This is a genomic window from Nitrosospira sp. Nsp13 (assembly GCF_900101945.1).
Lineage (GTDB): Bacteria > Pseudomonadota > Gammaproteobacteria > Burkholderiales > Nitrosomonadaceae > Nitrosospira > Nitrosospira multiformis_D.
On record NZ_FMVD01000011.1, the window covers coordinates 79,771 to 102,505 of the forward strand.

The window sequence follows — 22,735 nt, forward strand, 5'->3', positions numbered from 1 at the left end:
AGGAAAGAATGCTTCCCTATTACTTTCGGCATTACGATTCAATTGCCGATCGTTTTTTCATTTTTGACGACGCATCCACCGATGCCTCGCTTGAAATACTGGCCAAGCATCCGAAGGTGGAACTTGACCGTTTCCATAAGCAAACTGATTCGCTTGTGGGTAGCGCTGCTATGTTTAACGACAATATATGGAAGCGGAGCCGCAAAAAAGCGGACTGGGTGATCATCTGCAGTATGGACGAACACCTATACCACCCTGATCTACTGGGTTATCTCCAACAATGCCGGAAGGCGGGTATCACCGCCATTCCACCAGCCGAAGGTTATCAGATGGTTTCAGATTCTTTCCCGGATTCTGACGAACGTTTATGTGATCTGATCACCCGCGGCATGCGTTTTAAAAAGATGGATAAATTCTGCATATTTAATCCTGATGCAATCGAAGAAACCAATTTCGTTCCAGGTCGACATAAGGCCGATCCGAGTGGCCGAGTGGTATTCCCCAAAAAAAGGGATCTCAAGCTGCTTCATTACAAATACCTTGGCCTGGATTATCTTATTACACGCTATGCCGAGCTTCGTACGGGTTTGTCTCGCGTCGACCTCGAAAAACGTTGGGGTCGTCAATATCTGTTGGATCGGGAGAAAATTGAAAAAGAGTTCCTTGCCGTGCGTGAGGCTTCTTCTGAAATATCACTTTCGACAGCAACGTCCAAAGTTAGTCCCATGGGAAATTTTGAATACCAGTTCCGCAAAACCCTGAGAAACTTTAAGGAACGTTGGCGCGCCTTTATGAAATCGCGTAAAACAAAATGAGTAAGATACTGGTGATGTATAGTAACGGCCAGCCTTCTCCGGGGCATGTTGAGCGATTGAAAAAAGTGCAGCAAGACGTGTCGGTGGTCGTCGCTGATTCAGAAGAAATTGCTGTTCGCCACGCTGCTGATACGGATATCATCCTGGGACATCGATATCTGCGTCAAACACTTCCTTATGTGCAACACCTTAAGTGGGTGCAAAGTACCGCAGCCGGACCGCATCATCTGCTGTCCTCTGATTTGCGCAGAGTGAATCCGATTCTCAGCCGTTGCACAGCCTTTTCAGATGCTATCGCATGGCATGCCTTTACATTGGCTCTGTCCGTCGTGCGGCGAATCCCTGAAGCGGTCAAGGCGCAGCAGCAAGGAGTATGGGCTCACTCTCGTTTCAATATGCTACCCTTCCCTCAAACCGCCATGGTTTTCGGCGTGGGCCGTATTGGAAGAGAGTTGGCCATGATTCTCCGCAGAAACGGGCTGTCAGTTTTGGGTGTGACGAGGAAGTACTCGCCAAAAGCGAGCGCTGCGTGCGATGAATTATTTTGTGACTACAATAGCTGGTTTGAACAATTGCATCGTGCCGACCTTTGTTTTATCACCCTTCCGCTGACCAAATATACCAGCCGTTTTTTTGACGAGACTATCTTGCGTGCACTTCCGAAACATGCTGTTCTCGTCAACGTGGGCCGAGGTGGGGTTGTTGACACTGATGCGCTGGTCCGTCTCTTGCAGGAAGGTCATCTGGGGGGCGCTGCGCTCGATGTTGTCGATCCTGTCCCATCTTCATCCTCCGATCCCGTCTGGACAGCACCCCGTTTACTTATTACCCCTAAGGTCGCGGTATTTCATCCTGAACATCAAAAGAAGCTCGAAGCATTCATTGAAAATCAGGTAACAAGATATTTTAATGGCGAAACATTGCTCGATTTAATCACCATAAATGACCTGGCGGAAGGAAACTGAGGATGAGTTACGGAAACGATTTCGTATTAACGCTTTTTACTAATGACATTGAATTGGCCAGGCGGGCTGACGAGGCAGGGATTAACCGTATCGGTCTTGATCTGGAGATGTTGGGTAAAGCGGTACGACAGCAGCATTTGAACACCTGGATTTCTGATCATGAAGAAAATCAGCTGCCAGCGTTAAGGCAGGTTCTCAAAAAAAGCAAGCTTTTCGTGCGGACCAATCCACCACATCCTCGTTTGGATGAAGAAATTGATCGCTTCGTTGAAGCGGGTGCAGAAGTAATCATGCTTCCCATGTTTAGGACTACTGAAGATGCTGCCAATTTCATTGAATATATAGACGGTCGAGCAGAGGTTTCGTTACTAGTCGAAACAGCGGCGGCGGCAGTACGTCTTGAGGAAATTGTGCAGCTTAAAGGAATCGACGAGATCCATATTGGATTGAATGACTTGCATCTGGATATCGGGCTGAAGAGTCACTTCGAATTGCTGCGCTCCCAATTTATGAATAACCTGTCAGACATCGTTCATAACGCGGGTATCCCCTTCGGTTTCGGTGGCGTCGGTCGGGTAAAAGATGCCCGCTTGCCCATTCCGTCTGACCTTGTCTATGCGCAGTATGCACGCCTGCGAGCCGACCGGGCGCTCGTATCCAGAGTCTTTACCTCGCCTGACTATACGCAACTTGATCTCACCCAGGAAGTGGCGGCTTTTCGCGATCGTATGGATGAGTGGAATGAATGTACGGAACAGGATTGGATTAAGGCGCGGGATCTACTTTGGAGGGCCGCAGAAGCGCTTTAGTCTGGAACAAACTATCGAGAAAAGATTGGGTGCTGAAGTGTAAGGCTGTAAGCCGACTTATTACTCATAGGAAGCATCTGAAAATGGCTTTATCTGTGTTTAGACAATATTACCTGGGCCAAAGAAATATAACTCGCAAATAAGCACATATTATGAAAATTGGAATAGTCGTTGCCTATCACAACTTTGTGAATAAATTTATTTTGCCTTGTTTAAGTTCCATGCGGGAAAATATTAAGTACGAAAAATTCGTATGCGTATTTGATAACGAATCTAGCCATAAAGACAATTATAAAGTTACAGATTTTTGCAGCATGAATAATGAATTTAGCTATATTAGAATAGATGACCAGATTAAGAATGGCGGGTTGACGGGGGTTTGGAATAAAGGTGTCGATTTATGTATTGAAAATAAATGTGATGTTATTTTCATTATAAATGATGATATTTTAATTAATGAAACCTGGGAGCATTTTGTTTCATCTGTTACAGATGATAATGTTATTTACGGTCCGATAACAAATGAGCCTGGTCACGCCTGGATTAATAAAAAAGGCATTAAAATACAATATGCTTATACCCGGGATGGTAGAGATGAAAATCCCCAAAAAGTGGGTTTTGTTAATGGTTTTTGTTTTGGATGCACATCGAAAACATTTGCAAATAACAGGTGGAATGAAACGTTTTATTTCAATCCATATTTTCCTTTTGGAGGGAATGAAACAGAATTTCAAGTAAGATTATTTAATTTAACACCAGCCACCACTACTCCAAAAAATAAAAAAATTTTAGATTCGTTAGATGCGCATAACCAGGCAATAATAGTACCTAGATGTTATGTTCATCATTCCAAAAATAACGCATGGAGAATAAATGGCGGTAAATATTCAAATGATCAATTCACTTGATCATTGATCATTGGTCAGTGACGGTTTGAGCTCGAGTGCTCCGTAAGCTTCCCCATTAGCTTCCCCATTAGCTTCCCTATTTAAGACATTAGCCCTATCACGGTCTTTCGTAAGTCCAATGCAGCAACGCGTCCATCGCTGGCTGCGCAATTCCTGATTTTGGATGATTGATAAAGAAAACCACGGCCACGCGCCTGCCGGATTTATCGAGCACATAACCCGCCATGGTTCTCACACCGTCCAGCAAGCCGGTCTTGATATGGGCCTGGCCCGCGGTGGCGCTGTCGTTCAGCCGCTTCTTCATGGTCCCATCCACCGCCGCGATCGGCAGAGAGGAAATGAATTCAGGCATGACCGGGCTCTGGAATGCCGCCAGCAAAAGTGCTCCCAGGTGACCGGTACTAATGCGTTCGTTGCGTGATAGCCCCGAGCCGTTTTCGATGACAAGCTCCGGGAAACTGAGCCGTTTGGACGCGAGCCACCGCCGGAGGGCCATCTCCGATTTGGCCAGCGTTGCGGGAGGTTTATCATAAGCACTCGCTATATTAGGGATTGTGTTGCCGACTCCACCGGCAGGCACCCTCGGCGGTAACCCGGCAGCCGGATCCGCAGTCAGCCCGGTAACCAGTTTTGCGGTCAGCGCACTAGTCAGTCCCAACGCAAGGTATAGTTGTCGCGCCGCAGTATTGTTACTGAATTTGTTGATGTCGCGCACGATGTCCGCGAGCGGGGGGGATTGATGGGTTTCCAGCGGCGTCATTCCTTCCGGAGTTATGCCGGTGCGTACGTTACCGCGAAATATCCCCCCTTGTTCTTCCCATAATTGCCTGAACAGGCCGAAGATGTAATCGGCCGTATCATGCACGCTGAGATATAGGGTCTTTTCGCCACAGTTAGTGGAATAGCTGCCGTTGAGGGCGATTGATACGCGGACATTGCCGTTGATGGTGGTGCGAATATCGGCGTCAAGCGCATCGCGCCATTCGTTGCAGGGGCCATTGGTAAGCTTCAGACTGTTCTTGAGTTCCAGTGATGGCAGGGATGGATCGACTACGATGCGAACGGTCTTGCTTCCGGGTTGCGGGATCAGGCGCAGCGCCAGGGTCCGATAGTTCACCAGCAGCGCTTCGGGAAGCACGTTGTATGCACGGTGGGGCTTGCCGTCGAAGGCGGCCGGATTGTCGCTGGGCAAATCGAAATGGCTGCTATCCAGCACCAGATCACCGGTAATTTCATGTAACCCGGTCTGACGCAGGCGTCGCGTAAGCAGCCAGAAATTTTCCAGATTCAGCTTGGGATCGCCGTAACCCTTGATCACCAGGTTTCCCCGTAGCGTGCCACCTTCCAGCGTGCCGTCGGCATACAGCTCGGTTTTCCAGGTATAAGCCGGTCCCAGCAGTTCCAGTCCGGCAAAAGTCGTGACCAGCTTCATTACCGACGCGGGATTCATCGGCGTGCCGGCGTTGACGGCAAGCAATGGCTTGGTTGCGCCGATTTCTTGAACGTAAATACCCACCGCGGATTGTGGAATACCTGCCTGCTTGAGTGCCTGGCTGACAGGGACCGGTATGTTGTATGAAAACGCGGGGAGCGGTGCGGCGGCAAGCACAGCACACAGAACAATTGCTATTCTGAAGTGAGCCATGCTTCCGGTGTAACCGTTGTAATGAGTTTCGGTATCCGCCATTAATTTTTAGAATGAATCAAGCGTCTGCAAAGTCCCGCTGCCAGCAAATCCATTTCCTGCTCACTATGTACAGAACGAATGGCGTCGAGATAGCATCTGTCTTCGAAATCATGAAGCCAAATACCTCTGCCTCGATCAATAGGAACGAGTGATACATCATGCTGTTTCATCTGAGTGCAGGGGTGCCAGACCGACTTTAAGCGGCGTTTCAGTAAGTATTTGTGGCTCATCTACTTGAAACTCCCTGCCATAAGCTCTATTATTAGCACTCGTTGGCAGTGAGTGCTAACAGGTTTTTGTGGTAAGTCCGGAAGTCTGAACACAAAAATATCAGTTTTCCCATAGATTTCATCGTATTAATCCAAAACAGGAGAAAGAAACATGCAAATTCGTCCGTTACACGACCGCGTTATTGTCAAGCGGCTGGAAGAAGAACGCAAGACCGCATCTGGTATTGTCATCCCTGACAGCGCGGCGGAAAAGCCTGATCAAGGCGAAATCATTGCTGTAGGCAACGGCAAGGTTGGCGACGATGGCAAGGTCCGTCCGCTGGATGTTAAGGTTGGCGACAAGGTGCTATTTGGTAAATACTCCGGGCAGACGGTTAAGGTCATGGGAGAAGAACTCCTGGTGATGCGCGAAGAGGACATCATGGGTGTCGTCGAAGGTTAGTTTGCCAACTACGATTAAACAATATTTTCTGGAAACTAGGAGAAAGAGATTATGGCAGCGAAAGAAGTGAAATTTGGCGATTCAGCCCGCCACAAAATGGTGGCCGGCGTCAACATTCTGGCCGATGCGGTTAAAGTTACCCTTGGGCCTAAAGGCCGCAATGTGGTGCTGGAGCGCTCCTATGGTGCGCCCACCATTACCAAGGATGGTGTTTCGGTAGCGAAAGAAATTGAACTGAAGGACAAGTTCGAGAATATGGGCGCGCAAATGGTGAAGGAAGTGGCCAGCAAGACGTCTGATGTCGCGGGCGACGGCACCACCACTGCCACTGTTCTGGCACAGTCCATCGTCAAGGAAGGCATGAAGTATGTCGCCGCCGGGATGAACCCCATGGACCTGAAGCGTGGCATTGATAAAGCCGTTGTCGCAACGGTTGAAGAACTCAAAAAGCTTTCCAAGCCCTGTACCACCGGCAAGGAAATCGCGCAGGTAGGAAGTATTTCCGCCAATTCAGATCCGGAAATTGGCAAGATCATTGCCGATGCGATGGAAAAAGTGGGTAAGGAAGGCGTCATTACAGTGGAAGATGGCTCCGGTTTGCAAAATGAGCTGGAAGTCGTCGAAGGTATGCAGTTCGATCGTGGTTATCTTTCACCGTATTTCATCAACAATCCCGACAGACAGATCGCATTGCTGGAAAATCCCTTCGTCTTGCTGCACGACAAGAAAATTTCCAATATTCGCGAATTGCTGCCGGTCCTGGAACTGGTGGCCAAAGCCGGTAAGCCACTGCTGATCATCGCTGAAGACGTGGATGGCGAGGCTCTTGCGACCCTGGTGGTGAATAATATCCGTGGCATCCTGAAAACCTGCGCAGTCAAGGCGCCTGGTTTCGGTGATCGCCGTAAAGCCATGCTTGAAGACATCGCCATTCTCACGGGCGGCACAGTGATTGCCGAAGAAGTGGGTTTGTCGCTGGAGAAAGCAACCCTCAAGGAGTTGGGACAAGCCAAGCGCATTGAAGTTGGCAAGGAAGAAACCACCGTCATTGATGGCGCTGGAGATGCCGCAAACATCGAAAGCCGTGTCAAGCAGGTTCGCAATCAAATCGAAGAAGCTTCCAGCGACTACGACAAGGAAAAATTGCAGGAGCGTGTGGCCAAGCTGGCTGGCGGAGTAGCGCTGATCAAGGTCGGTGCAGCCACCGAAGTGGAAATGAAAGAGAAGAAAGCGCGTGTGGAAGACGCGCTGCACGCCACTCGCGCCGCGGTGGAAGAGGGTATTGTTCCCGGGGGTGGTGTGGCATTGTTGCGCACCCGGGCCGCGGTAGCCAACCTCAAAGGCGACAACCATGATCAGGATGCAGGGATCAAGATCGTTCTGCGGGCACTGGAAGAGCCGTTACGCCAGATTGTTGCCAATTGCGGTGATGAGCCTTCGGTAGTCATCAACAAGGTATTGGAAGGCAAGGGTAATTTCGGTTACAACGCCGCCACTAGCGAGTATGGCGACATGGTGGAAATGGGCGTTCTGGATCCTACCAAGGTTACGCGCTATGCCCTGCAGCACGCCGCTTCTGTGGCGAGCTTGATGCTTACCACTGACGCTCTGGTGGCAGAATCGCCGAAGGAAGAATCTGGCGGAGGCGGTGGTATGGGTGGCATGGGCGGCATGGGTGGCATGGGTGGCATGGGCGGCATGGATATGTAGCATTTTGCCGTACCGGTCTTATTGGAAATGAAGCACAATAAAAAACCCCGCTACGGTGGGGTTTTTTATTATTACGACCCGCATAAGCTACTGTAAGCCGAGATTCATTTTGAGGTGCACGATATGTGCTACATCCCTTTATAATCCTAAATCCGTCTTTTAGCGCGCTCATCAAAAAGATGAAGATCAGGCACCGTAGAAATTGATGGAAAATTTAATTGACAGATGAGAGCGGTCAACCGCTGAATTTAGGATAATGCTCCATTAAATAAAAGCTTGTTTCTTTGTTCATGTGAAAGTGTCAGGCAACTCACTAAAGTCATGGCGGACACTTATAAATTGCAGGGTGGTAGCAGCCAAATGTTTTTTCATAATAAATTATGACCCCAGATCAGTATTGCCAGGAAAAAGCGATTCAGAGCGGTTCCAGTTTTTATTACAGCTTTCTCTATCTGCCATCGGAAAAACGCCGCGCCATTACTGCCCTATATGCTTTCTGCCGTGAGGTGGACGATGTGGTGGATGAGTGCACCGATGCGTCGGTAGCGCGAACGAAACTTGCGTGGTGGCGGCAGGAAGTCGCAGCCATATTTGATGCCGGACATGGAAATGAGCCTAGTCACCCGGTGGCTAAAGCGCTGGTTAACGTGTCAAAAACATTCAATCTCACGGCTGAGCGCTTGAATGAAATCATTGATGGCATGGAAATGGATCTTAATTATAATCGCTATGCTGATTTCGAAACCCTGAGGCTTTACTGCTACCATGTGGCGAGCGTGGTGGGATTATGTTCAGCGGAGATTTTTGGCTATCGCAATCCTGACACCCTGAAGTATGCGCAGGATCTGGGACTCGCTTTCCAGCTCACCAACATCATACGCGACGTCGGCGAGGACGCACGCCGCGACCGAATCTATCTGCCTCAGGACGAGCTGGTTCGTTTTGGAGTATCCAACGAGGATATCCTCCATTCGCGTGAAACGGACGGTTTCAGGCAGTTGATGGAATTTCAGATTGAACGTGCGGAAAGCTATTACGCGCGGGCCTTCACTGCTTTGCCTCCGGAGGACCGTAAAAACCAGCGGCCCGGCATTGTCATGGCAGCGATTTATCAAACCCTGCTCAAGGAAATCAAGGAGGACGGTTGTCATATCATGCGGCAGCGCGTCAGTCTTACGCCGATGCGTAAATTATGGATAGCATGGACGACCTGGATCAAGGGATGATTGGCAGCATGTCCTTCTGCTGACCATCGGCCAACTATCGGATTCAGGATGAATAATTTTAAAAATTACCACGCGTCGCCGGATTTGCTCAAGGATCGCGTGATTCTCGTTACCGGCGCAGGCCAGGGCATCGGGCGTATTGCAGCACTTACCTATGCCGCTCACGGTGCCACCGTAATTCTGCATGGGCGCCGGGTTGAGAAACTGGAAAGTGTGTATGATGAAATTGAAACCAGAGGCGGGGTACAGCCGGCAATCTTTCCGCTTGACCTGGAAAAGGCGGGAGACAAGGATTTTCAAGCGATTGCTCAAGCCATCAAGTTGCAGTTAGGCAGACTGGATGGCATTTTGCACAACGCGGCATTGATATTCAGCCTGACGCCATTAGAGAACCAGACGCTGGAACAATGGCTATCGCTGTTACGCGTCAATCTGATTGCGCCATTTGCACTGACACGCGCCTGCCTGCCGCTGCTGAAAGCTTCGCCGGATGCCAGCGTGGTAATGACCTCGGAAATGCATGGCCATGACCCCGCCGCCTATTGGGGCGGATTTGCGGTGGCCAAGGCGGGGCTCGAGGCGCTGGTGAAAATTCAGGCACAGGAATGGGAAATGCTTCCAAACCTGCGCGTCAACGTGATAATCCCGGGGCCGGCGCATACGCCGCAGCGGACGAGGACTCATCCCGGTGAGGTCAAGCAGGATTTGCGTCAACCGGAGGATCTAATGCCAGGGTACTTGTATTTGATGGGCCCAGAGAGTAAAGCTGTTAGCGGCCAGACCGTATTTTGCTAGATCGTTCCCGTACAGGCTGCCGCTGCAGGGAGAAATAGGTATAATTGGCCCGGAGCGGCGCGCGAAAGTGGCGGAATTGGTAGACGCACCAGATTTAGGTTCTGGCGCCGAAAGGTGTGGGGGTTCGAGTCCCCCCTTTCGCACCAGGGAGTTATAAGCGGTGCGAGTGATGTTGCGCGAGTCGTGTATTGACGGCCACATGACCGTTGGCTGCTATTGCTATTGTCGTGGTAGCGCCGCATGAATGTTATCAACCAGTCGGGAAATGTGATGCAATCGAATGTCGAAGACCTGGGTGCGCTAGAGCGTCGCCTTAACGTTTCGATTCCTCAGGAAAAAATCGAAACGGAAGTTGAAAGCCGCCTGAAGCGTTTGGCGCGCACGGCAAAAATACACGGTTTTCGGCCAGGCAAGGTGCCGCTGAAAATTGTCATGCAGCAATACGGCCCGCAGGTGCGTCAGGAGGTGATGGGGGATGTACTGCAGAAAAATTTCAGCGAGGCTGTGCGTGAGCAAAAGCTGCGGGTTGCGGGTTACCCGCATTTTGAACCGAAGCAGGTGGCGGAGGATACCTCTCAATTTGAATTCAGTGCAACCTTTGAGGTCTATCCAGATGTGACCCTGGGTGACTTAAGCGGAACCCGAATCGATCAACCGGTAGTCAACGTGACCGGCTCTGATGTCGATAAGACGCTGGAGATTCTGCGCAAGCAGCGAGTTCAGTATGAGCCGGCGGAGCGGCCCGCGGTAATAGGTGACCGTGTCACCATCGATTATAGTGGCGTCATCGATGGAGTCGAATTTGCGGGCGGCAAAGCCGAGAATTTTGCTCTTGTACTGGGTGAAGGCAGGCTTCTCAAGGACTTTGAAGGACCTCTTGCGGGCATGAGCGCCGGGCAGGGAAAAACGTTTGAAGTAACCTTTCCGGCGGATTATCATGGAAAAGAGGTCGCCGGAAAGACGGCCACGTTTGAAGTGAAGCTCCACAGCGTGGAAGCAGCAAAGCTGCCGGAAGTGGATGCTGAATTCGCCGTATCACTAGGCGTTGCGGATGGCAACATCGAAAAAATGCGCAATGAAATTCGGGCTAACCTTGAGCGGGAAGTATCCAAACGGGTAAAAGCAAGAATCAAGGAACAGGTCATGCAATCATTGCTGGATGCGACTACGATTCAGGCACCCAAAGCACTGGTGGAACAGGAACTGGAGCGGCTCATGCAGGATGCGCGTAACGATCTTGAATCGCGTGGCATGAACGCTAAAAATGTGCCGCTACCCCGGGATTTGTTTCACGAGCGGGCGCAACGCCGGGTGACTCTGGGGTTGATCCTGGCCGAAGTGGTAAAGATTAACGGCTTACATGCAAAACCCGAACAGGTACGAACAGTGGTGGAGGATCTCGCGCAAAGCTACGAGAATCCGGCTGAAGTGGTTAAATGGCATTATGCTTCACAGGGTCGCCTGAACGAGGCGGAGTCGGCGGTGTTGGAAGATAACGTGGTGATGTGGGTGGTGGATAAAGTCACGGTAGCGGATAAGCCAATGACGCTGGATGAATTGATGGGAAAATCATGACATGATGCAACAATTCGATTGGAAACAGCGCAACCTCGATCCTAATAATTTAGGATTGATCCCCATGGTGATCGAGACAAGCGGGAGGGGCGAACGTGCTTACGATATATATTCCCGCTTACTGAAGGAGAGGGTGATCTTTCTGGTGGGACCGGTGACCGAGGTTTCCGCCAATCTGATTGTGGCGCAGCTGCTGTTCCTGGAATCGGAAAATGCGGACAAGGACATTCATTTCTATATCAATTCTCCAGGGGGGTTGGTATCCGCCGGAATGGCGATATACGATACCATGCAGTTCATAAAACCTGATGTCAGCACGCTTTGCATAGGCCAGGCCGCGAGCATGGGCTCCCTCCTGTTGACAGCGGGCGCAAACGGCAAGCGTTTTTGCCTTCCCAATTCACGTGTTATGATTCATCAGCCAATGGGTGGTTTTCAGGGTCAGGCTTCTGATATCGAAATACATGCCAAAGAAATTCTGTTTCTTAAAGGCCGATTAAATGCGCTCATGGCAAAGCATACGGGCCAAAACATAGAGACCATCGAGAAAGATACCGACCGGGATAACTTTCTCAGCGCGGAGGAGTCAGTAAAATACGGCTTGGTGGATTCTGTGCTCACTGCCAGAAGTGAGAGTGCGGGCTGAATGATCCAGAGTGATCTATAATGATCATGGATGGAGATTTAATTTTTAGCTACGAGCGTACCGGCTCGGATAATGCGGGATAAAACTATGTCAGAGAAAACTGGCGGGGAAAAACTGCTTTATTGTTCCTTCTGCGGCAAAAGCCAGCACGAAGTAAAGAAGCTCATTGCGGGTCCATCGGTATTCATTTGCGACGAATGCATAGAACTTTGCAATGACATCATCCGTGAGGAGATACAAGGTGCTGAAGCCGCCAAGCTCACCAAGTCGGATTTGCCGGTGCCGCATGAGATCTGCCAGATTCTCGATCAATACGTAATTGGTCAGGAACCGGCGAAAAAAATCCTGTCGGTGGCGGTGTACAATCATTACAAGCGTCTGAGGAATCTCGCAAAAAGCACGGACGCTGATGATATTGAGCTGGCAAAAAGCAACATACTGCTTATCGGTCCGACCGGCTCAGGCAAGACGCTGCTTGCGCAGACGCTGGCTCGTTTGCTGGACGTGCCCTTCGTCATGGCCGATGCGACAACACTAACCGAAGCGGGTTATGTCGGCGAGGATGTGGAAAACATCATCCAGAAGTTACTGCAAAAATGTAATTACGACGCGGAAAAGGCGCAGCAGGGCATTGTCTATATCGATGAGATCGATAAGATTTCGCGTAAATCGGATAACCCGTCAATTACCCGGGATGTGTCGGGGGAAGGTGTTCAGCAGGCTCTGCTGAAGCTGATCGAGGGAACGATCGCCTCGGTGCCTCCCCAGGGTGGGAGAAAACATCCCAATCAGGAATTTGTTCAGGTGGACACCACCAATATTCTTTTCATTTGCGGTGGTGCGTTTGACGGTCTCGAGAAGGTGATACGCGCCCGTTCCGAGAAAGGTGGGATAGGTTTTAGCGCCAATGTAAGAAGCCACGACAATCGCAAGAACTTCGGTGCCGTATTGCGGGGAGTGGAGCCGGAAGATCTGGTCAAGTATGGTTTGATTCCGGAATTCGTCGGACGCCTGCCGGTGGTCGCCACCCTCGAAGAACTGGACGAATCGGCACTGATTCAAATTCTGACCGAGCCCAAAAACGCACTTATCAAGCAGTATCAAAAGATGTTTCACATGGAGGGCGGCGTCGATCTCGAGTTCCGCGAGCAGGCACTCAAAGCGATTGCCAAGAAAGCGCTGGCGCGCAAGACTGGCGCACGCGGTCTGCGCTCCATTCTGGAGAGTACACTGCTGGATACCATGTTCGATCTGCCATCACTGGAAAACGTTGCCAAGGTGGTCATTGATCATGGTTCGGTAGGTGGCGATATCAAACCCATTCTGATTTACTCGGATAAACCGAAAGTGGCCAAAAGTTTTTAACCCGGGTTCTGATATTACCTGGTCCGTTGCCTTGAATTTCCTCGCGGCGTCCCCATAACCTTTGTTCGTCTTTTATAGGTGAGCCGATATGTCCTCCCCAGTTAACGATCCCAATCAGGTGTCATTACCATTATTGCCGTTGCGCGACGTAGTGGTGTTTCCGCATATGGTGATTCCCTTATTCGTCGGACGGCCCAAGTCCATCAAGGCATTGGAAATCGCCATGGAGTCCGGCAAGAGCATTCTCCTGGTTGCGCAAAAGTTTGCTGCCAAGGATGAGCCGGCTCCTGACGATCTCTATGGCGTATGCAGCGTTGCAAATCTGCTGCAAATGCTTAAATTGCCCGATGGCACCGTCAAGGTGCTGGTTGAGGGGAGCCGCCGTGCGCGCATCATGAAGGTGATTGATGACGGCAACTACTTCTCCGGCCAGGCTGCATTGCTTCCGCCGGATGCCGTTGACAACCACGAGGTTGAGGCAATGCGGCGCGCAATGCTGGCCCAGTTCGACCAGTATGTGAAGCTCAACAAGAAAATTCCGCCCGAAATACTGACTTCGCTTAGCGGGATAGATGAAGCAGGACGTCTGGCTGATACGATCGCCGCCCACTTGCCATTGAAACTTGAGCAAAAGCAGGAAGTACTGGAGATTTTCGATGTTCCAAAACGTTTGGAACATCTGCTGGGATTACTTGAAACCGAACTTGACATCCTCCAGGTGGAAAAACGTATCCGTGGGAGAGTCAAGCGCCAGATGGAAAAAAGCCAGCGCGACTACTATCTCAACGAGCAGGTGAAGGCCATCCAGAAGGAGCTCGGTGAGGGTGAGGATGGTGCCGATCTGGAAGAGATCGACAGGAAGATCAAGGCCGCACAGATGTCCAAGGAGGGTCGCGCAAAGGCGGAAGCGGAATTGAAGAAATTGCGTTTGATGTCTCCCATGTCGGCTGAGGCTACGGTAGTTCGCAATTATATTGACGCGCTGGTAGCGTTGCCGTGGAAGAAAAAAAATAAAATCAGCAAGGACCTTAACGCCGCCGAAGTGGTGCTGGAGCAGGATCATTATGGCCTGGACAAGGTCAAGGAACGCATCGTCGAATATCTGGCCGTGCAGCAGCGCGTTGATAAGCTGAAAGCACCCATTCTTTGTCTGGTGGGGCCGCCTGGTGTGGGCAAGACCTCATTGGGACAATCCATTGCCCGTGCCACCAACCGCAAGTTCGTGCGCATGCCCCTGGGCGGCGTGCGCGACGAGGCTGAGATACGCGGCCATCGCCGTACTTACATTGGTTCGATGCCGGGCAAGATCTTGCAGAACATGACCAAGGTGGGTGTCAAAAATCCATTATTCCTACTCGACGAAGTGGACAAAATGGGTATGGATTTCCGTGGCGACCCATCATCCGCGCTACTGGAAGTGCTGGACCCGGAGCAGAACAATTCATTCGTGGATCATTACATCGAGGTTGAGTATGATTTGTCGGACGTCATGTTTGTCGCTACCGCCAACACCCTGAATATACCCCCGGCATTACTGGATCGCATGGAGGTGATCAGGTTGTCGGGCTATACCGAGGATGAAAAACTCAATATCGCAACACGTTACCTATTGCCTAAGCAGATAAAAAATCACGGACTCAGGGAAGATGAACTGGCGGTGTCCGAATCCGCCCTGCGTGATGTTACCCGTTATTACACACGAGAGGCCGGTGTACGGGCGATGGAGCGGGAAATTTCAAAAATATGCCGTAAAGTGGTCAAGGCATTGCTGCTCAAAGGTGATCAGAAAAAGATCACCATCAGCGGGCGGAATCTGGATAAATACCTGGGGGTAAGACGGTATACCTATGGCGTTGCGGAAGAGAAAAATCAGGTAGGGCAGGTGACAGGTCTGGCATGGACCGAGGTAGGTGGAGAGTTGCTGACCATTGAGGCGGTTGTGTTGCCGGGCAAGGGAAAAACCATCACTACCGGAAAATTGGGGGAGGTGATGCAGGAATCGGTTCAGGCCGCGCTGTCGGTGGTACGCAGCCGGTCAAGAACGTTGGGTATCGCTGATGATTTTTATCAGAAGAACGACATTCATATCCATTTGCCTGAAGGTGCGACGCCCAAAGACGGCCCCAGCGCGGGGATCGGCATTTGCATAGCGATGGTATCGGCGCTGACAGGCATCGCGGCTCGGGCGAATGTGGCGATGACGGGGGAAATAACATTGCGCGGCGAGGTGCTGCCCATCGGTGGTCTCAAGGAAAAGCTTCTGGCTGCGCACCGCGGCGGCATAAAGAGAGTGCTGATTCCGGAGGACAACGTCAAGGATCTGACCGAGATTCCAGAGAATATCAAGAATCGGCTGGATATTCATCCGGTTAAATGGATAGATCAGGTGCTGGATCTGGCATTGGAACGCAAGCCGGAAGCGCTTCCCGTTACCCCTGCGCCCGTGCCTGGTCCCGTTGCGGTCGAGGAGGACAGCGCCACCACGGTTATCAAGCACTAGATTCCAGAAAGGTTCGTGTAACTTTTATTTTTCAATCTCCGGTTTATTCCATTTCATGAAACAGACCGGGTTTACTGGAGAAAGCAGGATTTTCCCGCGTAAGTTTATGTACAAAATGTTTCTGAAATATTTTCACAATTGCTTGACCAAGCACAAACGGCTTGATATAAAACAATTGCAAGGGTTTTTCTGTAACTAAAATAACGAAAGGGGAATCACCGTGAATAAATCTGAACTCATTGATGCCATCGCCAAGTCTTCGGACATCTCCAAGGCCTCTGCAGGTAACGCGCTGGATGGAGCATTATCCGCAATCAAATCCGCTCTAAAAAAAGGTCAAAGTGTAACACTCGTCGGATTTGGAACTTTTAAAGTAGGTAAACGGGCAGCCCGCACCGGCCGCAATCCTCGCACGGGTGCGGCAATCAAGATAAAAGCCGCGAAAGTTCCGAAATTCAGCGCTGGCAAGGCGCTCAAGGATGCAGTAAACTAGCATTCTTCGGACGGGGTGCTTAGCTCAGTTGGTAGAGCGTCGCCCTTACAAGGCGAATGTCGGCGGTTCGACCCCGTCAGCACCCACCAGCAGAAACTTACAGATTGTTGGAGTGGTAGTTCAGTTGGTTAGAATACCGGCCTGTCACGCCGGGGGTCGCGGGTTCGAGTCCCGTCCACTCCGCCAGATTTTGTGCTAAACCAGGGCGAACGCGAGTTCGCCTTTTTTATGCATTTCTTAAGCTTTTAATAATGTTTGATTTTGTTCATAGAAAAAAACGTATCGTCCAGGCCATCCTGGCACTTGCCGCATTGCCATTTCTTTTCTGGGGAATCGAGTCCTATAACAGTAGTGACGGCGAAGACTATCTTGCATTGGCGGCGGGCGAAAAGATCCCGCGTCAGGAATTCGAGCAGGCGTTGCGCAATCAGCAGGAAAGCATGCGGGCGACCATGGGAGAAAATTTTAACGATGCAATGCTGAATAATCCGGAACTACGGTCTGCGGTATTGGAGGGGCTGATCCAGCAGCGGCTGCTGAAGCATGAAGCCGCGCGTGTTGGGTTGACCGTGCCGGATTCGCAACTGATATCCGTCATACAAGATATTTCCGCATTTCAGGAGGATGGCAAATTTTCCAAGCAGCGCTATGAAGAGCTGCTGCGCGGACAGGGAATGAATCCGCGAACATTTGAAGCGCGTGTGCGCCAGGAACTGATGCGGCAGCAATTGACTGACGCATATACCGCGAACGGTTTCGTTCCCGTCTCGGTGGCGGAAAGAATTATGCGGTTGGGGGGTGAGAAACGCGAAATTAGCCTGACTCAAATACTACCGGAACAATTCCTGTCGCAGATGAGGCCCGATGACGCGGCTATCAAGTCTTATTATGATAGTCACCAGGCCGAGTTTCAGTTGCCGGAGCAAGTGCGTGTTGAATATCTGGTGCTGTCTCTGGATGATTTGACTAAAGACCTGCAAGTGAGCACTGACGAGGAAATAAAGTATTTTGAGGAGCATCGGAGTGAGTTTGAGCAACCCGAGGAGCGCCGTGCGAGCCACATACTGATAACGGTTCCCGCCACGGCGTCCGATGCGGAGAAAGCCGTGGCGCGTGCCAAGGCCGAACAGCTGCTTGTTCAGGTAAAGCAGGCCCCGCAAAACTTTGCGGAACTTGCCAAGCAGCATTCCCAAGACCCGGGTTCGGCGATCAAGGGGGGTGACCTGGGCTTTTTCGCACGTAACATGATGGTCAAGGCGTTCGAAGATGCGGTTTTTCAGATGAAACCAGAAGAGATCAGTAATCTGGTTGAAACAGATCACGGCTTTCATATTATTAAACTTTCCGCCATAAAACCTCCAAAACTGGTCAGTTTTGAGGAAGTAAAGAGTCAAGTCGAGCAGGAACTGAAGAAGCAAAAAGCCGGAAAAATTTTTGGTGAAATGGCTGAAGGCTTCAGCAACATGGTGTATGAGCAGAGTGATAGCCTGCGGCCCGCCGCCGAGAAGTTTAGCTTGCGTATCCAGCAGAGTGATTGGATTGGAAGAAACGCGGGTGAGCCGTCTTATTTTACTAATGGAAGGTTGCTGCAGGCGATATTCTCAGAAGATGCGCTCAAGAATAAGCGTAACACCGAGGCGGTGGAAGTGACGCCCAATACGCTCGTCTCAGCCAGAGTTCTGGAACACAGGCCGGCGACGACGCCTTCCATTGCGATGTTGCGGGATAAAATTAGCGAGAAAGTGGCCCGCAAGGATGCGGTGGAAGCGGCCAAAAAAACAGGCAGGGAAAAATTTGCGCAGTTGCAGGAAGGCAAGGATGGAGCCGTTACGTGGGGCGCCACCCAGCAAGTTTCCAGGAAGGAGCCCCAAGCTCTGGACAATGAAACCCTGCGCGCGGTTTTCAAGGCTGAAGCCGGGAGACTGCCATCGTATGCCGGTGTGGAGAATTCTCAGGGAGGATTTACTTTGATCCGCATTAGCCGTGTCATTGAACCGGTTCCAGCGGAAGCATCCGAACGCAGGACCTTTGCCCGGCAATTGCAACAGGTACACGCCCAGGAGGAGCTCTCATCTTATCTTGCCGGGGTCAGAAAACAGTATGACGTGACGGTCAGGAATGAGAGTTTAGAAAAGAAATAAGAGTCCTGTATTCATGGTCAGGGACCTCTGAATTACTCGTGGAGTGCTTTGGCGGCAAGCCCGGGAAGTTTGTTCAGAGGTTCTTCAAGGTTAGGGTTCGCTGATATCAAAAGCGACCGTATTAAATCCTGCGTCGACATGGGTAACTTCGCCAGTAATGCCGCTAGCCAGATCGCTACACAGAAAAGCCGCGACGTTACCGACCTCCGTGATGGAAACATTGCGTCGTAATGGCGCAACCTTCTCCGTATAGCTCAGCAGTTTTCCGAAATTGCCAATGCCCGCCGCTGCCAGGGTTTTGATCGGACCGGCGGAAATCGCGTTGACGCGTATTCCTTTGGGACCAAGGCTGGATGCCATGAAGCGCACATTGGCTTCAAGACTGGCTTTAGCCAGGCCCATCACATTGTAATTCGGCATAACCCGTACCGCGCCGAGGTAGGTAAGCGTAAGCAGCGAGCCATTCCTGCCCTGCATCAGCGGCATCCCCGCTTTTGCCAAGGCCGCGAAGCTGTAGGAACTGACATCGTGGGCGATGCGGAAGGCCTCGCGGTTCACGCTTTCGAGATAGTCTCCGCTCAATGCTTCTCGCGGGGCGAAGGCGATCGAGTGAACGATGCCGTCAAGACCATCCCAATGTTTTCCTAAGCTATCAAAGCAGAGGACGATTTCATCATCGTTCGAAACATCACAGGGAAACAGCAAATCACTCTCAAATTCAGCGATTATTTTTTCAACTCGTCCGCGCACTCCCTCTCCCTGATAGGTAAAGGCCAGTTGCGCGCCTTCGCGATGCATGGCTTTTGCAATACCATAGGCAATGGAGCGATTACTAAGCAGTCCGGTGATGAGAATGCGTTTGTCAGCGAGGAGTGTCATGTCATATCCTTGAAGTGATGAGGAGTTTGGGGAATTATCCTGATTCCGGCAGTTGAGCGGAGTGGAGCGTATGGTTTTCCCGGATGCAGGGTAAGGGGTTGCAACGCAGCCATGTGCCGCACAAACCATGCAATCCATCCCATAGCACTCACCAAAAAGGTAAAGATCAAATGGCGCCAAAAGTCTGTGTGGATCATGGTGTCCAGCCGAAAAGTGAGTGGTCAGCTGCCGGATTCAGGATTATAACTTCAAGTCTTTCCCACTTGTAGAATCATGAACGCCGCCGGCGTTGAAGCGTCATTTCCATTTCTGATATTTACGCTACACTATCGCATCAATGAAGGCCCTATCCAAATATCTGCCGGCATCGCTTGTGGTCCTCATTTGTGCCTGTAGCGGTAATTCATGGAACAGTCCCTATCCAGCAGACGATACGGGAAAAAATATCCTCTATACTCCGTTTGCCGAGCGCCCAAAGCACCTTGACCCCGTGCAGTCATACAGCTCCAACGAAATTCTGCTGACAGCGCAGATTTACGAACCGCCGCTGCAATACCATTATCTGAAACGTCCCTATACGCTCATCCCATCGGCGGCCGCCGAAATGCCGGTTGCGCAATATTTCGACAAGAATGGGAAGCGCCTGCACGACAGCGTGGATGCCGCGCAAATCGCCTATACAATTTATGAAATTTCCATCAAGCCCGGTATCCGATATCAGCCTCACCCGGCCTTCGCCAGAAATGAGCAGGGAGAGTTTCTTTATCATAATCTCACTGCGGAGGATCTGGCCAACGTCTACAAACTGTCCGATTTTCGCCACATGGGTTCCCGCGAATTGACGGCTGAAGACTATATTTTCGAGATCAAACGGTTGGCGCATCCCAAATTGCATTCGCCAATCTTCGGCCTGATGGCCGATTACATTGTAGGTCTTAAAGAGTACTCCATGACGCTTCAGACCGCCGTCGTGGCGCAGTTCAATGGGCAGGGTAGCGATGTCTATCTGGATTTGAACAATTATCCGCTGGAAGGCGCGGAAACAGTGAGCCGCTATACTTATCGCATCAAGATCAAGGGGAAATATCCACAGTTTATGTACTGGCTGGCAATGCCTTTTTTTGCGCCCATCCCATGGGAAGCGGAACGTTTTTATACCCAGAAAGGGCTGGCGGAAAAAAATATCACCTTTGATTGGTATCCCGTGGGCACCGGACCTTATATGCTCACCGAGAACGATCCCAATCGTATGATGATACTGGAAAAAAATCCCAATTTTCACGGCGAGGCCTATCCGTCCGAGGGTATGCCGGATGATGCGGAGGCGGGCTTGCTCGCGGATGCAGGCAAGCCCCTACCCTTTATCGATAAAGTGATATCCAGCCGCGATAAGGAAAGTATTCCGCGCTGGAACAAATTCCTCCAGGGTTACTATGACGCCTCGGGCATTGGATCTGACAGTTTCGATCAGGCGGTGCAACTGACGGGCCAGGGAGAAGCCACCGTGACTGAAGCGATGAAGCGCCAGGGTATCCGGCTGGAAACCGCTGTGGCGACCTCCACGAACTACATGGGTTTCAATATGCTTGACCCGGTAGTCGGCGGAGTAACCAAGCAGGAGCGCGAATCTGCCAGAAAGCTACGCCAAGCCATTTCGATCGCGGTGGATTACGAAGAATATGTTTCGATATTTGCCAATGGCCGCGGTATTCCGGCCCAGGGTCCTATTCCACCGGGCATTGCCGGTCATCGGGAGGGCGAGGAGGGAATCAACCCGGTCGTCTACGATTGGGTAAACGGACGGGCACGGCGCAAACCGATTGAAGCCGGCAGGGCGCTGTTAGCGGAGGCGGGTTATCCCAACGGGATGGACGCGAAAACGGGTACGCCGCTGGTGCTGTATTTTGATGTAACCGCGAGAGGTGTCGATGATAAATCGAGTCTCGACTGGATGCGCAAGCAATTCCAGAAACTCAATATTCAGCTGGTGGTTCGCAGCACCGACTACAACCGTTTCCAGGACAAGATACGCAAGGGCAACGCGCAAATCTTCGAGTGGGGCTGGAACGCCGATTATCCCGATCCGGAGAATTTCCTGTTCCTGTTGCATGGTCCGCAACAAAAGGTCGGTAATGAAGGCGAGAACGCCGCCAATTACTCCAATTCCGAGTATAACCGGCTGTTCGAGGAAATGAAGAATATGGAAAACAGTCCCGAACGCCAGCAAATCATCGATCGGATGATCGACATTCTGCGTCACGACGCGCCCTGGCTTTGGGGATATCACCCCAAGGATTATGGGTTGTATCACGCCTGGTACGGCAATGTTAAGCCGAACAGGCTATCGCACAATAACATTAAATACTTCCGTGTAGATGCGGAGTTGCGGGATCAGAAGCGGCGCGAATGGAATGAGCCGGTGTTGTGGCCCATTGTGTTGGGATTGATCGTGCTGGCGGTAGGCCTGACCCCGGCCGTGGTCGTTTACCGCCGCAGGGAACAAAGGGCGGGAATCAGGAGCAGGGAATCAGAGACCGGGAATCCGGGGTCAAGAGGCGACGTTGCTTAATTACATCATTCGGCGCGTGCTTTATGCCATTCCCATTCTGATCGGCGTGAATCTAATCACCTTTACCCTGTTTTTTGTGGTTAACAGCCCTGATGACATGGCGCGGATGCAGTTGGGAATCAAGCGTGTCACGCCCGAGGCCATTACCAAGTGGAAGCAGGAGCGGGGGTATGATAAACCGCTCATGTTTAATGATACGGTGGAGGGTACCGCAAAATTTACGCGCACTATTTTTTTTGAGAAATCAGTTGCCATGTTTGCCTTTGATTTTGGACGGGCCGATGACGGACGCGATATTGCTCACGAAATCAAAACACGCATGATACCCAGCCTTGCCATTGCGCTGCCCGTGTTCCTGCTGGGATTGTTTGTCTACATTTTTTTTGCGCTGGCAATGGTATTTTTCCGGGCTACCTACGTGGATTTCTGGGGTGTGGTACTATGCGTCGCCCTGATGTCAATCTCCAGTTTGTTCTATATCATTGGCGGTCAGTTTTTGATCAGCAAGATATGGCATCTGGTCCCCATTTCAGGTTATGGAAGTGGCCTGAATGCCGCTAAATTCCTGGTATTGCCGGTTATCATCGGCGTAATTAGCGGTGCAGGCGCCAGCACTCGCTGGTATCGCACCATTTTCCTTGAGGAAATGGGCAAGGATTACGTTCGCACCGCCCGCGCCAAAGGATTGTCTGAAAGTCTTGTACTCTTCAGGCATGTGCTCAGGAACGCAATGATTCCGATACTCACCGGCGCGGTGGTAGTGATCCCGCTGCTATTTCTGGGAAGCCTGATTGCCGAATCCTTTTTTGGCATTCCCGGATTAGGCAGCTATACCATTGATGCGATCAACTCACAGGACTTTGCCGTAGTGCGTGCCATGGTTTTTCTGGGATCGTTGCTTTATATCGTCGGACTGATATTGACGGACATTTCCTATACGCTGGTGGATCCAAGGGTGAGACTGGCATGACGACGCTAAA

Annotated in this window: 18 protein-coding genes and 3 tRNA genes; 19 read left to right on the forward strand and 2 right to left on the reverse strand. The window is 51.0% G+C overall.

The genetic code is table 11. The annotated features are described in order from the left end of the window. Positions 1–8 precede the first annotated feature (8 nt). The 4 genes from BLO43_RS12680 to BLO43_RS12695 all read left to right on the forward strand — a co-directional run bounded on the left by BLO43_RS12680 (position 9) and on the right by BLO43_RS12695 (position 3,497). Positions 9–815, forward strand: coding sequence for a glycosyltransferase family 2 protein (locus BLO43_RS12680; RefSeq protein WP_217628069.1), 807 nt, complete (start codon positions 9–11; stop codon positions 813–815). Then, positions 812–1,780: an NAD(P)-dependent oxidoreductase gene (locus tag BLO43_RS12685; protein WP_090907368.1), complete on the forward strand. Its 969-nt coding sequence runs from the start codon at positions 812–814 to the stop codon at positions 1,778–1,780. The genes BLO43_RS12680 and BLO43_RS12685 overlap by 4 nt, the downstream gene beginning before the upstream one ends. 2 nt (positions 1,781–1,782) lie before the next feature. Then, positions 1,783–2,589, forward strand: coding sequence for an aldolase/citrate lyase family protein (locus tag BLO43_RS12690; RefSeq protein ID WP_090907369.1), 807 nt, complete (start codon positions 1,783–1,785; stop codon positions 2,587–2,589). Between the two features lie 152 nt (positions 2,590–2,741). Beyond that, positions 2,742–3,497, forward strand: a complete 756-nt coding sequence (locus BLO43_RS12695; RefSeq protein ID WP_090907370.1) for a glycosyltransferase — start codon at positions 2,742–2,744, stop codon at positions 3,495–3,497. A gap of 97 nt (positions 3,498–3,594) precedes the next feature. Here BLO43_RS12695 and dacB read toward each other — a convergent pair whose 3' ends face one another. Beyond that, on the reverse strand, positions 3,595–5,184 hold the full coding sequence (dacB, locus tag BLO43_RS12700; RefSeq protein ID WP_254773460.1) for a D-alanyl-D-alanine carboxypeptidase/D-alanyl-D-alanine endopeptidase: 1,590 nt from the start codon (positions 5,182–5,184) through the stop codon (positions 3,595–3,597). Positions 5,185–5,565: 381 nt separating this feature from the next. On the opposite strand from dacB, the gene groES reads away from it, so the two are divergent. The 13 genes from groES to BLO43_RS12765 all read left to right on the forward strand — a co-directional run bounded on the left by groES (position 5,566) and on the right by BLO43_RS12765 (position 18,307). Then, entirely contained in the window at positions 5,566–5,856 is a 291-nt protein-coding gene (groES, locus tag BLO43_RS12705; protein WP_074630250.1) for a co-chaperone GroES, read from the forward strand. Positions 5,857–5,907: 51 nt separating this feature from the next. Next, positions 5,908–7,566 carry a chaperonin GroEL gene (gene groL / locus BLO43_RS12710; protein WP_074630249.1) on the forward strand — a complete coding sequence of 553 codons (1,659 nt, stop codon included), beginning with the start codon at positions 5,908–5,910 and terminating at the stop codon, positions 7,564–7,566. Positions 7,567–7,946: 380 nt separating this feature from the next. Further along, positions 7,947–8,792, forward strand: a complete 846-nt coding sequence (gene hpnD, locus BLO43_RS12715; RefSeq protein ID WP_090907371.1) for a presqualene diphosphate synthase HpnD — start codon at positions 7,947–7,949, stop codon at positions 8,790–8,792. Positions 8,793–8,840: 48 nt separating this feature from the next. Next, positions 8,841–9,587, forward strand: coding sequence for a YciK family oxidoreductase (locus BLO43_RS12720; RefSeq protein ID WP_090907372.1), 747 nt, complete (start codon positions 8,841–8,843; stop codon positions 9,585–9,587). Between the two features lie 61 nt (positions 9,588–9,648). Continuing rightward, positions 9,649–9,733, forward strand: a tRNA-Leu gene (locus tag BLO43_RS12725). Between the two features lie 124 nt (positions 9,734–9,857). After that, positions 9,858–11,162: a trigger factor gene (gene tig / locus BLO43_RS12730; protein WP_090907373.1), complete on the forward strand. Its 1,305-nt coding sequence runs from the start codon at positions 9,858–9,860 to the stop codon at positions 11,160–11,162. Between the two features lie 4 nt (positions 11,163–11,166). Next, positions 11,167–11,808, forward strand: a complete 642-nt coding sequence (gene clpP / locus BLO43_RS12735; RefSeq protein WP_175443955.1) for an ATP-dependent Clp endopeptidase proteolytic subunit ClpP — start codon at positions 11,167–11,169, stop codon at positions 11,806–11,808. Positions 11,809–11,895: 87 nt separating this feature from the next. Beyond that, positions 11,896–13,173, forward strand: a complete 1,278-nt coding sequence (gene clpX / locus BLO43_RS12740) for an ATP-dependent Clp protease ATP-binding subunit ClpX (RefSeq protein ID WP_175443953.1) — start codon at positions 11,896–11,898, stop codon at positions 13,171–13,173. An 88-nt stretch (positions 13,174–13,261) separates the two neighbouring features. Continuing rightward, positions 13,262–15,673: an endopeptidase La gene (lon, locus tag BLO43_RS12745; protein ID WP_090907375.1), complete on the forward strand. Its 2,412-nt coding sequence runs from the start codon at positions 13,262–13,264 to the stop codon at positions 15,671–15,673. A gap of 220 nt (positions 15,674–15,893) precedes the next feature. Then, positions 15,894–16,166, forward strand: coding sequence for an HU family DNA-binding protein (locus tag BLO43_RS12750; protein ID WP_090907376.1), 273 nt, complete (start codon positions 15,894–15,896; stop codon positions 16,164–16,166). Between the two features lie 13 nt (positions 16,167–16,179). Next, a tRNA-Val gene (locus BLO43_RS12755) sits at positions 16,180–16,255 on the forward strand. Between the two features lie 20 nt (positions 16,256–16,275). Further along, positions 16,276–16,352: transfer RNA gene (locus tag BLO43_RS12760), tRNA-Asp, on the forward strand. Positions 16,353–16,417: 65 nt separating this feature from the next. After that, positions 16,418–18,307, forward strand: a complete 1,890-nt coding sequence (locus BLO43_RS12765; RefSeq protein ID WP_090907377.1) for a SurA N-terminal domain-containing protein — start codon at positions 16,418–16,420, stop codon at positions 18,305–18,307. 90 nt (positions 18,308–18,397) lie between these two features. Here BLO43_RS12765 and BLO43_RS12770 read toward each other — a convergent pair whose 3' ends face one another. Then, positions 18,398–19,186: an enoyl-ACP reductase FabI gene (locus tag BLO43_RS12770; protein WP_090907378.1), complete on the reverse strand. Its 789-nt coding sequence runs from the start codon at positions 19,184–19,186 to the stop codon at positions 18,398–18,400. A gap of 337 nt (positions 19,187–19,523) precedes the next feature. Between BLO43_RS12770 and BLO43_RS12775 the strand changes: the two genes are divergently transcribed. Both BLO43_RS12775 and BLO43_RS12780 read left to right on the forward strand, forming a co-directional pair. Beyond that, positions 19,524–21,755, forward strand: a complete 2,232-nt coding sequence (locus BLO43_RS12775) for an ABC transporter substrate-binding protein (RefSeq protein WP_175443954.1) — start codon at positions 19,524–19,526, stop codon at positions 21,753–21,755. After that, positions 21,748–22,725 (forward strand): ABC transporter permease, encoded by a 978-nt coding sequence (locus tag BLO43_RS12780; protein ID WP_090907379.1) that lies wholly within the window; start codon positions 21,748–21,750, stop codon positions 22,723–22,725. The genes BLO43_RS12775 and BLO43_RS12780 overlap by 8 nt, the downstream gene beginning before the upstream one ends. The last annotated feature ends 10 nt before the right edge of the window (positions 22,726–22,735 follow it).